We start from the raw sequence: 11,752 nt of genomic DNA on the forward strand, positions 1-11,752 counted from the left end.
CTCTCGTGGACGGGTGCACTCGAGGCCGGTAAGTCGGTTGTTCTGACCTATCAGGTGAAGATCAACGACGGTGTTGCCGGCGGCGTTCTGGTCAACAACAAGGTCACCGGTACTGCGAAGCCGCCGATCGGTCCGGAGATCACTCCTCCGCCGGTGACGACCGAACACCCGGTTGATGGCACTCCCGCAATCGAGGTACTGAAGTCCTCTGACCCGTCCACCACGAACCGTGTGGTTGGCGGCCAGGAGATCACGTACACGCTCACGTTCAAGAATGTGGGCACCGCGGATGGTGAGATCAGCTTCTACGACGATCTGACCGATGTTCTCGACGATGCAGTAATGACGAAGAATCCGGCTACTACTTCCACGCTGGTTGTTTCGGGTGTCGTCGACAACGTCTTCACGGTCACCGGAAAGCTGGCCAAGGGTGAGAGCGCGACGGTGACGTACACCGTCAAGGTCAATCCTGAGATCGGAACGTTGTCAGGTCCCGGATTCACTCCGGGCGTCCTGAACAACTACCTGGTGGTTGGTGGCGAGAACCCGCCGGTGGACTGTGTCCCGGGCGACGCTCTCTGCACCGAACACCCGGTGGACCCGCCGGAGACCACCACCACGGTGCCTCCGACGACCACCACCACGACGCCGCCGGTTACGACGGAGCCCTGTGTTCCTCCGACGACGACCACGCGGATGGTTCCGACCACAACGGTTGCGACGACGACGGCTAGCGCGACCACTGCCGGTGACGCTGATGTGACCGGTACGGAGGAATCCACCACCACGGAGGAGACCACCACAGAGGAGACCACGACAGAAGAAGTTGTCGCGGAGGAGATTGTGGATCCGTGTGGCGTGACGACAACGACGCCGCCGACGACAACGCCGCCGGTCACGACAGTTCCGCCGACCACGACGGTTCCGAACACGACGGTGCCGGTTACACCGACGATCATCATTCCCCCGATCGTCGTTGTGCCTCCGATCGTCGTACCGCCGACGGTTCCGGGTCAGCCGGTTCCGAGCACGGTTCCAGGACAGCCGAAGCCGCCGACAGCAAACCCGGGTCAGCCGGGTCAGCCGAAGCCGCCGACGTCTGCTCCTCAGGGTGGCACGATCAACTCGGGTGGTGGCGCTGGTGAGAGTGGCGTGAACACCGGGTTGCTCGCGGCAGGCGGTTTGGTTCTGCTGCTGGCGCTGGGAACGGGTGTTGTTCTCCTGACGCGTAAGCGTCGCGAGGATGGTGACAACTGATTCTCTTGAGAATCTGAGGTAAACGACGTGGGGCAGATCGCAGAGTATGCGATCTGCCCCACAGTCGTTTTCGTGTGTGTTACGAGCCGAGCCGAGATCCGTCCTTCTTCCAGGCTGCAACTACCGACGGGCGAGGCTGGGCGGAACCACCGTCGGGCCAATGGGATGCGGGGCTTTCGATGCTGGCGTCGTCGGTCTCGCCGGGGTGCTGGACGCAGACGATGACGCGCTTCTCGTCCACGATGGGGCCGCAGGTTTCGGCGCCGACGGGAACGGTGAGGAACTGCTTTGTTTCACCGCGGTTTTCGCCTTCGAGGACAACGCTGAACAGTCCGTCGTTGGACTTGAGTGCGTTGCCGTCGGTGGAGATCCACAGATTGCCGTGCGGGTCGAAGGCAAGGTTGTCCGGGCATGAGATGGGGCTGACCTTGCTCTTGTCGAACCCGCCGAAGTAAGTATCGGCTGTGGCCGGATCTCCGCAGACGAGAAGAAGATTCCAGCCGAAGGTGGTGCCGGCGTGGTCGTCGGTGATTTCGAGGACCTGGCCGTTCTTGTTGTTGTTCCTCGGGTTCGCCTCGTCGGCCGCGGCACCACCGTCGACTCCGCGCTTGGTGTTGTTGGTCAGTGCGACGTAAACCTTGCCGCTCTTCGGGTTTGCCTCGAAGTCCTCGGGGCGATCCATCTTCGTTGCCCCGACCTTGTCACCGGCCTGGCGGGTGAAGACGGCGACCTCTTCGGCGCTCATACCGTCTACCAGCGATTCGCCCTTGCCGTCTTCGCCGGTGCGCAGGATGGCTACCCACTCGCCGGTTCCGTCGAACGTGCCGTCCGACGGGAGCTTGCCGGTTCCGTCGATCTCGCCGGCGGAGTTTCCGCTGAGCTTTGCAACGTACAGTGTTCCGGCGTCGAGCAGAGTCATGTTGTGGCGCATGGCTGCCTGACTCTTGCCGTCCTGCATCTTTCGGCTCGAAACGAACTTGTACATGTAGTCGAAGCGCTCGTCGTCGCCGCTGTATGCAACGACGGTGCCGTCCGACGTGATGTAAATGGTGGCGGCTTCGTGCTTGAAACGTCCGAGCGCTGTGTGCTTGATCGGAGTCGACGACGGATCCCAGGGATCGATCTCGACGACGTATCCGAATCGGTTGACCTCGTTGGGTTCTGCGACCAGATCGAACCGCTTGTCGAAGCGTTCCCACTTGCGCTCGGAAGCGGCTCCGGCCAGACCGTAGCGCTTCAGCCGGGCTGCCACCGTGGGATCGGTGACACCCTCGGCGTTAGCGAAGTACTGGTTGAAGTTCTCTTCGCCGGAAAGCACTGTGCCCCAGGGTGTGACGCCGCCAGCGCAATTGTTGAGGGTGCCGAGCACTTTGGTTCCCGTGGGATCGGCACTCGTCTTGAGGAAGTCGCTACCTGCAGCGGGGCCGGTCACGACAAACTCCGTGGTTCCGGTGATGCGGCGGTTGTTCGATCCGATCTCCGGTACCAGCTTGCCGTTGTCGGATTCGCCCTTGACCTGGACGACTGACAGTCCGTGGCTGGCCAGGCCGATCTTGAACTGCTCCTCGGTCGGGTTCTCCGCATCGTAGCCGCGGAACATCGCCGGCTCGGTGGAGTATTCGTGATTGACCACGAGGAGGAAGGTGTTGGGCTGCCCGTCGACCGGGAGCAATCCGGCGAAGTCATTGTTGAATCCGAACTGCAGTTCCTGTGCTGCCGCAGTCTGCTTGTCGAAGTCGAATGCCGGGGCTCCGGCGAGAACGGCGTCACCCCAACGGATGACGACGGCCTGATCGTATCCGTCAGGGACCGTGACCTTGTCTTCCTTGTTGGGCGCGACGGCGTCGAAGTTCGTCCCCGCTGGTGTGGTTCCGCCGCTGCTGCCGCTCGCTGATCCGGTTCCCGGTTCGGCACTTGCGGATTCGTCCGAACACGCGACGAGGGCGCTGCCCGCTCCCACCGCGAGCACTGCCATGCCGCTGCCCCGGAGCATGCCGCGACGAGTCAGTGCCGTGCGTGCGATATCGCGGAAGTATTCGCCGCCCGAGGTGTTGGGGACCTCATGAGAGCACGCGTTTCCGCACTTGTACTGGCAGGTGATCGACGCGCGTGCAGACACGCCGTCGTGTTTGACGAACAAGGCCAAAGGCTTGATAGCCACCGTGAACTCCCGAGATTCGATGTACGGACTTCGGGAACCGTAGAAGCTCTAAGCGAGGGTAAAGGAACGTAAAAATGAACGGCAAAACAACGAGGCGACCCTTACCTGCAATTTACGACGCGTCCCCGCGGGGACGTCGCATGACATTTGTCATCGCCGATCCATGACGGTGTCACCGCAGGTGATGACGCGGTGCACTGTTTTCGTCGCGGACTTCCCGCGAGGCTTGGAGGCATGAGAGAACCACATGAGGGAAGCCTCCTGACGGACCTGATGGACATCGGACCCGCACCCACGATGGGCCGCGAACTTGTTGTGATCGTGGTGAACATCGCGATCATCGGAGGGGTATTCGCGATCATCGGCTCCAATCCGGTGTCCTGGATTCTTGTTGCCGCTCTCGCGGTCTACGCGGGCATTCGATTCACGATCGGACTGCGCAGCTGGAACCGAGAGGAGGCGCAGCGATGAAGGGCGATCCCGTGATCGACGTAGTCGGAATGTCGCGGCGCTACGGCTCCGGCAAGGAGGCGTTCGATGCTGTTCGCAATCTGGATCTGAGTGTTCAGGAAGGCGAGCTGTTCGGCCTCCTCGGAACAAACGGTGCCGGCAAGACATCCACTCTCGAAGTGATTCAGGGCCTTTCACGAGCCAGCGCCGGTACGGTGCGCGTTCTGGGAATGGATCCGGTGCGCAACCGCAAGCAGATTCGACCGTCGCTTGGCATCATGCTCCAGAAGGGTGGGCTTCCCCAAGACCTGACTGCTCGTGAGAGTTTGGCGATGTGGGCCGGAACGTGCTCGAATCCGCTTCCCGTCGACGAGGTGCTCGAGCGCGTGGACATGCGTGACCGTGGCGATACCCGCGTGAAGTTCCTCTCGGGCGGTGAAGCGCGCCGACTGGATCTGGCGTGCGCGATCATCGGCCGGCCACTCGTACTGTTCCTCGACGAACCGACTACTGGTTTGGATCCCGAAAGTCGTCGTAACACTTGGCAATTGATCGCTGACTTGAAAGCGTCGGGCGTCACCATCATGTTGACGACGCACTATCTCGACGAAGCTGAATCCTTGTGCGACCAATTGGCGATCATGCACCGTGGATCGGTCGTGCGCAGCGGAACCGTGGCGGACGTCGTCGCAGATCATCCCGCCCAGATCAAACTGCACCGCCCAGGCCTTCCGCTCCCAGCGCTGGCCGGCGCCGAGGTGCGCGTCGAAAACGATCTGGTGCTGATCACCACTCGCACCGTCCAGGAGACGCTGACGGAACTGCTGCTGTGGGCGCAGCACAATGATGTCTTGCTGACCGGCTTGGATGCCCGAGCGGCGTCCCTGGAGACAGTATTCCTCTCCATTGCAGACCAATTCGATCATCACGCAACTCTCGAAGGAGCATCGGCATGAACCGCATCGCAACCCTGTCTCGTTCGGAGTTCACGCTCCTGGGACGAAATCGACTGTTGCTCTTCAATGCAATCGTCCTCCCGCTGATCTTTCCCGTGGGAATGCTGTACCTGTCGCGAGACGGCGGGCTGTCGGACAAGTCGGTGTCGGCAGGCCTCGAGGTATTTGCGCTGTTCCTTCTCGTCTTCGTGGTCTTCTACAACTTGCTGTCGGTGTACGCGACGCGCCGTGACGAGTTGGTTCTCAAGCGACTACGGACCGGGGAATGCAGCGACGCCGAGATCCTGGCGGGCCCGGCAGTGCCGTCGTGGGTTCTCACCGCACTGTTGACGGTGGTCATCGGGATCGCCGTGATGGTTCTCGGCGGCAGTGCTCCGGTCAATCCGGTGCTGGTGCTGGTCGCGGTGATCGGCGGCGCCGCGCTCTTCACAGCGCTGGCGTTGATCACTTCGGCTGTCACTCGGAACGCAGAGGCGGCGCAGATCACCTGCATGCCGATTCTGATTCTGGCGACGGCAGGTATGTCTTCGATCAGGAATGTCGTGCCGGACAACGTTGCTCGCATTCTCGATTTCACTCCGCTGGCCGCAGTAGTCGACCTTCTCAATCTCGGATGGCTGGGGCGGACCACTGGCGAACTGGCTGATCTGGGCGATGCGCCCGGTGCGGCGGCCGGATTTGTCGACACCTTCGGTTCGGCTGGGCAACCGCTGTTGGTCATGCTGGCGTGGATCGTCGGTTCGGTTCTGATCGCGAACGTCCACTTCCGCTGGGAACCGCGTTCGTAGAACTCTGAGAAGGTAGTGGGCATGATCGCGCAGAACTTCGGACGCTGGAATCCGAGACGGACGTGGCGAACCGCGTCGAACGTCGACAAGGTTCGCCTCTACACGCGGCAATCGTTCATCATGGTCGCAGTGGTTTTCGGTGGCTTCGGTGCGGTCACCGAGATCGTTGCGGATCGGTACCTGTCGGGTGTCTTCCTCGGAATCAGTGCCGTTGCGTGCGGCATCGCCGTCTCTCGGATGTCAGATCTGGGCGGAGTCGTGGCCAAGCCCGTCCAGATTCCTCTTGCCGTGATGACGTTGTCCGCGTTCTGCTCGGCGGGAATCGCCTTGGGAAGCAATGGCGAGAACGGCCCGTACTTCTGGCTCGCGGCAATCCTTGTCGTGCCCCTTGCTGGGTTGACGTCGTTGCGCTGGCTGATCGTGGGCTCGGTGGCCGCCGGGGTTGTACTGGGACTGCTTGCGGGTCCGGAAAGCGGCGTGTCCGTCGGAATCGTCGCCGCCTTCATGGGGCTGACCGTTTACATGTCGGTGTGGCTGCTTCGCATGGTCACCGAATTGGACGAGGCTCGCGGAGCTGCCGCTGCCCTGTCCGTCGCCGAGGAGCGATTGCGATTTTCGCGCGATCTCCATGACGTCGTCGGGCGGGCACTGTCTGCAATTGCAGTGAAAAGTGAACTTGCAGCGACTCTTTCACGGCGCGGTGACGATCGTGCGGCCGCGCAGATGGACGAAGTACGCGAACTTGCGCAAGATTCTCTCGACGAAGCGCGCGAGTTGGTTCGGGGATACCGGTCCATCGCCTTGGCGTCGGAGCTGGCCGGTGCGCAGTCTCTGCTCGAGGCCGCCGGAATCTCCACCGCGATACGTGGATCGGCAGATCAACTGCCGGTGGAACTGGCCGAGGCCGCCGCGTGGGTCGTCCGTGAAGGCGTGACCAACATTCTCCGGCACTCCAGTGCCGAGAATTGCAGCATCGAGGTGTCCGCGGACGGCGTCGTGATTGCCAACGACGGCGCACGGATCGCAGAGCCGAACAACGGAACCGGCCTGAACGGATTGCGCGAGCGCGTCGGCGCCGTCGGAGGAACTGTCGAAACCGTGCAGGACGAAGATCGCTTCACCCTCACCGCCCACTTTCCGTCCCGAACGAAGGAGTCTCGGTGACCGAGCCGATCAAGGTACTGCTGGCCGACGACGAGAACCTGATCCGCTCGGCTCTGGCCATGATGTTGTCGCTCGAGGACGACATCGTCGTCGTGGCAGAAGCCGAATCCGGCGAGGATGCCGTGATCGCTGCTGCAAAGCATCAACCTCACGTAGCCGTGCTCGACCTTCAGATGGCGGGTATCGACGGCATCGAGACGGCGCAACAGATTGCGCAGACGGTCTCGGGGTGCGTCTCGATCATCGTGACGAGCCACGGGCGTCCTGGGTACTTGAAGAAGGCACTGTCAGCAGGTGTCCGCGGATTTCTACCGAAGACGACGCCTGCGGCGACGCTCGCCGAGGTGGTCCGCAGCGTCCATGCCGGTGGGAGGTACGTCGACCCGTCGTTGGCTGCCGAGGCGATCGGCGCCGGCGACTCACCGCTTACTCCGCGCGAGGCGGACGTACTCGAATACGCGGCCGACGGGGCATCCATCGAGCAGATCGCTTCCCGGGCACACCTGTCTGCGGGTACCACCCGAAACTATTTGTCGTCAGCTGTCACCAAACTCGGTGCGGCCAATCGGCACGAAGCTGCAGTGATCGCCCGCCGGCAGGGGTGGATTTAGGGCCTCCGGCCCCCGTGCGCCTTTCTGGTTGCGGGCACTACCAAAAAGGCGCACAGGGCCGAAGGCCCCGCAATGTCGAGAATCCCCGACTTGCTTCGTCCCTGTAGTGAAGTGCGACCAGAATGGGTGGCACCGACACAGAGGAGATTCACGATGGCCAAGTACTTGCTGCTCAAGCACTACCGCGGCGCTCCGGCTGCAGTCAACGACGTGCCGATGGACCAGTGGACACCGGAAGAGATCACGGCCCACGTGAAGTACATGCAGGACTTCGCGGATCGGCTCGAGAAGGCGGGCGAGTTCGTCGACGGTCAGGCTCTCGCTCCTGAGGGCACCTTTGTCCGGTACGACGGTGAGGGTCGCCCGCCGGTCACCGACGGCCCGTTCGCGGAAACCAAGGACCTCATTGCCGGCTGGATGGTGATCGACGTCGACAACTACGACCGAGCCGTCGAATTGGCCGGGGAGCTCTCGGCCGCGCCCGGCGCAGGCGGGAAGCCGATTCACGAATGGCTCGAACTGCGCCCGTTCCTGACCGAGCCGCCGACCATCACGGACTGACGACTCTCATGGACGACGCGCTGCTTCGAAGTCTGACTCCGAGCGTGCTCGGCATCCTCGTCCGCCGCGGAGCAGATTTCGCGTCGGCCGAGGATGCCGTGCAGGATGCTCTGCTCGAGGCGGTCAGGACCTGGTCGGACAACCCGCCGCGGGACCCCAAGGGCTGGCTGGTCACAGTGGCCTGGCGGCGGTTCCTCGACGGGATCCGGTCGGATGCGGCTCGTCGCAAGCGGGAGTTTCTGGTTGACGAGCAGCCAGGCGAGCGGCCGGTCAGCGGGTCGGTGCCGGGCGTGGACGACACACTCCAGCTCTACTTTCTGTGCGCTTGGTGGAAAAAAACTTTTGGGGCAACACGCCTTTCGCGGACGACATCAAACGGTCGATTGCCGAGTGCGCGGCCGGCACCCACCGCAGCGTGCAGAAGGCTCTGCCTGTCGGAATTTCCGATCGCCCGATCATCGAGGACGCGATCACCGGTCCAATTCCCCGCGTCGTCATCGACAAGGAACCTCTGGCCGAGATTCCCGTCCACCCGGTCCCCGCACCGGTCACGCCGCAATTCACGGCAACACCGAGCCTGGACGACATCTTCGAGTCCGAGTTCTTCGGGGAAGGAACAAACTGATGGTGGACTTCGCATCGACGGATGACCAATGGTCAACCGAGGACGAAACGAACTACGCGGACATGGACAATTACGATCCGACCGCGACCGGCGACGAGTATGAACCGACCGCCGAATGGGGCCATCCTGATCCGGTCGACGACGAGAATCCGACTGTCGAAGTCAACGACGAACAGGGACACGACGAGGACGATTCGACGGTCACCGGCGAAGAATCAGCAGGTGAGGAAGGCGGTGGCCAAGACGATCCCACTACCTTCTCGGATCCAGCTCCCTATAGCGGGGACACCACCGTAGGAGAAGAGAAAGAGCCTGTCGAACCGCTGTATGCGAATGTTGTCGAGTTCGTCGAAGAGTTCTTTACGCAAGTCATTCGCCGAAAGATGGGCATGGGCGCCGGAGACGGTGGCAACGTTTGGGACCCACGCTGGATGCTGTATCCCGAAGTCGCCGGCCGCCTCAAAGCGCTCTGGCACGCGTACGAAGAAGCCCGCGCGTCCGACAATGCGTCGGCAATGTCGAACTGGTGGATTCACCACCTCGAACCCCATGTCCGCGTGATCTTCGACGGTGACACCGGACCTATGTCGCACGCCAAAGAAGACGGTTCGTGGATGGGGCACCCGGCGCTTCCGTACGAACCCGTACCTCGGGAGCTACTGGCCGCCCTCCTCGGCGAACACCCCGAAGATTGACCACCCACCTTTCGTGAAAGGCACCGCCATGCTCGCCCTGACCGACGCACGTTCAGCACAGCCCCGACATCGCCAGTCCTGCAAGTGCGGAACGACTGTGCGATCGGATGGACGAACTCACTGCGCGCACCCGTCAAGACCTGAACGCCGAAAGCAAGGAGTAACCGCATGAACACTGGAATTGACCTGGTGTGCGCATGCCCGCCCCCCATCACGATGTCCGGTGGCACGCTCGTCTTGTTGGTGACCTTCTCGGTCATGGGGGGGTGTGTTGATCGCGGGGGCAGTGACAGTGCGGCGCTGGTCGATCAGCCGCAAGCCGGCCTCGACGGCGCTCGCTATACGAGATGCAGCGGCTGACACGTCTACTTCTGATAGCGGTGCGCCGTGACCACGGCCGAGGGTTCGTGGCTGGTGGATCCCGCGCAGTACGCCCCCGACGAGAGCGGGGAGCCGACGTTCCCGTACCCGAACAAACTCGTCAGCATCAACGAAAGCAGCGAAGAGGGCGCTGCCGAGCGGGACCGGATACACGCCACCTGCGACCCGATCGTCTACACCCAGTACCGAGAAGAGGCCGTCGAGAACGTCCTCGACTGGTTTCTGCGCACCGGCCCCGCACACGCGCTGGAACTGCATCACCAGCCCGCAGCCGCGCAGGCACTGCGGGATCTACCCGAAATCTGGCATTGGGTGGTTCTCGACAAGCCGACGTTGCTGCGCAAATACGTCGGACCGCTGAAAGCAGCGCTCGAGGTCATGAACGCGACCATGCACGCCCGCCAGGACGCGCACGACCTCGACGCGCACACTGCCGCTCGCGCTGCGGCGAAGCTGTTACCACTACAACCGCGAACAGGTCCGGGGCGGCCGACGCCGTTCGTCCAAGACATCGGCTGGGGCGTGCGCAACATGCTGACGCCGCTCGGATCAAAAGCTGGGGTGTGGGCAATGCAGGTGATCTGGCGCGGAATCGAAGCCGCTCGCCTCGCGGACGATCTGACGCCGGAAGCGTACTCCGATGCGATCGAGGCGGATCTGCGGCGCGCGTTCTTCGACCACGTCGAAGCCGCGATCTGGGTCCCGAAAATCACGAGCGAAGACAACGAACATTCAACAAGTGGAGGCGATCCGGAATGAGTCGCCGCTACGCAGATGAACCTCAGCCGAGGATATGTCCGAGGAGGAGTTCAACGAGGCGGTGACAACGTTCGGCGCCGAATACCGATCGCTGCTGATTCCTCGTCCCGGCAATCTCCTTGACGTGCTGACGATGGCCTACGGCGGCGATGTCGAGAAGATCACCGCATGGCTCGATGATCCGAACACAGAGGTCGACGAGTACCTCATCCACTGGACGCTGACCCCGGTGATCGCTCGGTTGGATGTGTATCGACGATCAGCATCGTTGGTTGGGAAGACGTTTGCGGAGCTGTGCGCTGAAACCCGCGCCCTGGCCGAGTCTGGGGTTATACCGCCGCGTGTCCGGAGTTTCCTCGTTCCGGCAGGAGCTTCTCTGGCTACTCGTCCAACGGGAGATCCCGGGCAATAACCCGGGCAGCGTCGACGATTAAGTCGATGAGACTTCGTGCGCTGGCACTCAGGGATCGGTCTGCGGGCATGGTGATTCCAATTGATCGAGGAACGGTCTCCAACGATGTCGTAAGCATGGTCAGTTGCTCGTCACCCGCGCCGATCAGCATAGGCAGTGGGGCAATCGCATCCGTTCCAATCAGAATCGAACGCAAGGTAAGGATGGTCGAGCACTCGATTATGTTGTGTGGCAGACCAAGCCCCTCACGGGAGAACAATTCGTCGAGCTCATCTCGCAATTGAGTGGGGCGCCCCGGCAGGATCCACGGATAATCCATCAAATCTTCAATGCTTTGCTCATGACGTTGGACAGCTGGATGATCTTGTCGCACCACGATTCGCACAGGCTCGTCGTATAGACGAATGTGGTGAGCGCCATTGCGGAAGCCGCTTGGGTCAAGACGCCCGACTACCAAGTCAATTTCGTCGCGCGCAAGACTCGTCGCGAGTTCCTCGGGAAGCCCTTCGATCACCGACACTGACAGGTTCGGCTGCGTTTTCTTGAGTGCCACCAACGCTTGCGGCAGCAAGGAATACGCTCCGGCAAGATTCGTTCCCACTCGTACTGGCCGAGCCCCGACTCTCTGGAGTTCGTCAATGTGATCAGCCGCGTTGCGCAAGTTGTTCAGGACCGTGCGAGCACTCTCGAGAAATATTTCGCCGAACTGCGTCGGCAGTACACCCCGCGGCTTCCTGTCGAACAGAGAGACTTCCAGTACTGCTTCTGCCTCACGCACCGCACGAGTGATAGCGGGTTGTGTGACGCGCAGAACTTCGGCGGCGCCGACCATGCTGCCTTCGTCTGCAAGTGTTGTCAGCAGCACGAGATGCCGAATTTTCAGTCTGCCGTCGAAAAGTCGCTGCGAATCCATCGCCCGTCACCCGTCCGTA

Annotated in this window: 13 protein-coding genes and 2 pseudogenes; 13 read left to right on the forward strand and 2 right to left on the reverse strand. The window is 62.0% G+C overall.

All coding sequences use genetic code 11. The annotated features are described in order from the left end of the window. Positions 1-1,257, forward strand: a pseudogene (locus ABX74_RS25365) (DUF11 domain-containing protein); the annotation flags it as partial. A 79-nt stretch (positions 1,258-1,336) separates the two neighbouring features. On the opposite strand, the gene ABX74_RS25370 reads toward ABX74_RS25365, so the two are convergent. After that, a complete protein-coding gene (locus ABX74_RS25370) occupies positions 1,337-3,418 on the reverse strand; it encodes a PhoX family protein (RefSeq protein WP_047889970.1) in 2,082 nt (693 codons plus the stop codon). 234 nt (positions 3,419-3,652) lie between these two features. On the opposite strand from ABX74_RS25370, the gene ABX74_RS25375 reads away from it, so the two are divergent. From ABX74_RS25375 to ABX74_RS25425, 12 genes and pseudogenes are all read left to right on the forward strand, one after another. Next, positions 3,653-3,889: a hypothetical protein gene (locus ABX74_RS25375; protein WP_019746144.1), complete on the forward strand. Its 237-nt coding sequence runs from the start codon at positions 3,653-3,655 to the stop codon at positions 3,887-3,889. Next, positions 3,886-4,824, forward strand: a complete 939-nt coding sequence (locus ABX74_RS25380) for an ABC transporter ATP-binding protein (protein WP_019746143.1) — start codon at positions 3,886-3,888, stop codon at positions 4,822-4,824. Before ABX74_RS25375 ends, ABX74_RS25380 begins: the two co-directional genes overlap by 4 nt. After that, positions 4,821-5,612, forward strand: a complete 792-nt coding sequence (locus ABX74_RS25385; protein ID WP_021334418.1) for an ABC transporter permease — start codon at positions 4,821-4,823, stop codon at positions 5,610-5,612. Before ABX74_RS25380 ends, ABX74_RS25385 begins: the two co-directional genes overlap by 4 nt. Before the next feature lie 21 nt (positions 5,613-5,633). Then, positions 5,634-6,776: a sensor histidine kinase gene (locus tag ABX74_RS25390; RefSeq protein WP_047889971.1), complete on the forward strand. Its 1,143-nt coding sequence runs from the start codon at positions 5,634-5,636 to the stop codon at positions 6,774-6,776. Further along, positions 6,773-7,387, forward strand: a complete 615-nt coding sequence (locus ABX74_RS25395; RefSeq protein WP_019746140.1) for a response regulator transcription factor — start codon at positions 6,773-6,775, stop codon at positions 7,385-7,387. Before ABX74_RS25390 ends, ABX74_RS25395 begins: the two co-directional genes overlap by 4 nt. Positions 7,388-7,540: 153 nt before the next feature. Next, on the forward strand, positions 7,541-7,948 hold the full coding sequence (locus tag ABX74_RS25400; RefSeq protein ID WP_021346141.1) for a YciI family protein: 408 nt from the start codon (positions 7,541-7,543) through the stop codon (positions 7,946-7,948). Positions 7,949-7,956: 8 nt separating this feature from the next. After that, positions 7,957-8,274, forward strand: a pseudogene (locus ABX74_RS30930) (sigma factor); the annotation flags it as partial. A 2-nt stretch (positions 8,275-8,276) separates the two neighbouring features. Continuing rightward, entirely contained in the window at positions 8,277-8,573 is a 297-nt protein-coding gene (locus ABX74_RS30675; RefSeq protein ID WP_223258010.1) for a hypothetical protein, read from the forward strand. Further along, on the forward strand, positions 8,573-9,268 hold the full coding sequence (locus tag ABX74_RS29730) for a DUF4913 domain-containing protein (protein WP_020909807.1): 696 nt from the start codon (positions 8,573-8,575) through the stop codon (positions 9,266-9,268). The genes ABX74_RS30675 and ABX74_RS29730 overlap by 1 nt, the downstream gene beginning before the upstream one ends. A gap of 168 nt (positions 9,269-9,436) precedes the next feature. Beyond that, complete coding sequence (locus tag ABX74_RS25415; RefSeq protein ID WP_047889973.1) at positions 9,437-9,628, forward strand: hypothetical protein; 192 nt, start codon at positions 9,437-9,439, stop codon at positions 9,626-9,628. 27 nt (positions 9,629-9,655) lie between these two features. Further along, on the forward strand, positions 9,656-10,408 hold the full coding sequence (locus tag ABX74_RS25420; protein WP_020909806.1) for a hypothetical protein: 753 nt from the start codon (positions 9,656-9,658) through the stop codon (positions 10,406-10,408). A gap of 34 nt (positions 10,409-10,442) precedes the next feature. Then, the gene (locus tag ABX74_RS25425) at positions 10,443-10,820 is read left to right on the forward strand and encodes a hypothetical protein (RefSeq protein ID WP_020909805.1); all 378 of its coding nucleotides are present in this window, start codon (positions 10,443-10,445) and stop codon (positions 10,818-10,820) included. On the opposite strand, the gene ABX74_RS25430 is transcribed toward ABX74_RS25425, so the two are convergent. Next, a complete protein-coding gene (locus ABX74_RS25430; RefSeq protein WP_020909804.1) occupies positions 10,789-11,733 on the reverse strand; it encodes a LysR family transcriptional regulator in 945 nt (314 codons plus the stop codon). The two genes, ABX74_RS25425 and ABX74_RS25430, sit on opposite strands and share 32 nt — an antisense overlap. Positions 11,734-11,752 lie beyond the last annotated feature (19 nt).

The sequence above is a fragment of the Rhodococcus sp. ARP2 genome (assembly GCF_001029585.1).
GTDB lineage: Bacteria > Actinomycetota > Actinomycetes > Mycobacteriales > Mycobacteriaceae > Rhodococcus_F > Rhodococcus_F erythropolis.

Coding starts and splice junctions, on each gene's coding strand:
- ABX74_RS25380 (WP_019746143.1), top strand. CDS start 3,886: ATGAAGGGCGATCCCGTGATCGACGTAGTCGGAATGTCGCGGCGCTAC.
- ABX74_RS25425 (WP_020909805.1), top strand. CDS start 10,443: ATGTCCGAGGAGGAGTTCAACGAGGCGGTGACAACGTTCGGCGCCGAA.
- ABX74_RS25400 (WP_021346141.1), top strand. CDS start 7,541: ATGGCCAAGTACTTGCTGCTCAAGCACTACCGCGGCGCTCCGGCTGCA.
- ABX74_RS25385 (WP_021334418.1), top strand. CDS start 4,821: ATGAACCGCATCGCAACCCTGTCTCGTTCGGAGTTCACGCTCCTGGGA.
- ABX74_RS25430 (WP_020909804.1), bottom strand. CDS start 11,733: ATGGATTCGCAGCGACTTTTCGACGGCAGACTGAAAATTCGGCATCTC.
- ABX74_RS25390 (WP_047889971.1), top strand. CDS start 5,634: ATGATCGCGCAGAACTTCGGACGCTGGAATCCGAGACGGACGTGGCGA.
- ABX74_RS25415 (WP_047889973.1), top strand. CDS start 9,437: ATGAACACTGGAATTGACCTGGTGTGCGCATGCCCGCCCCCCATCACG.
- ABX74_RS29730 (WP_020909807.1), top strand. CDS start 8,573: ATGGTGGACTTCGCATCGACGGATGACCAATGGTCAACCGAGGACGAA.
- ABX74_RS25375 (WP_019746144.1), top strand. CDS start 3,653: ATGAGAGAACCACATGAGGGAAGCCTCCTGACGGACCTGATGGACATC.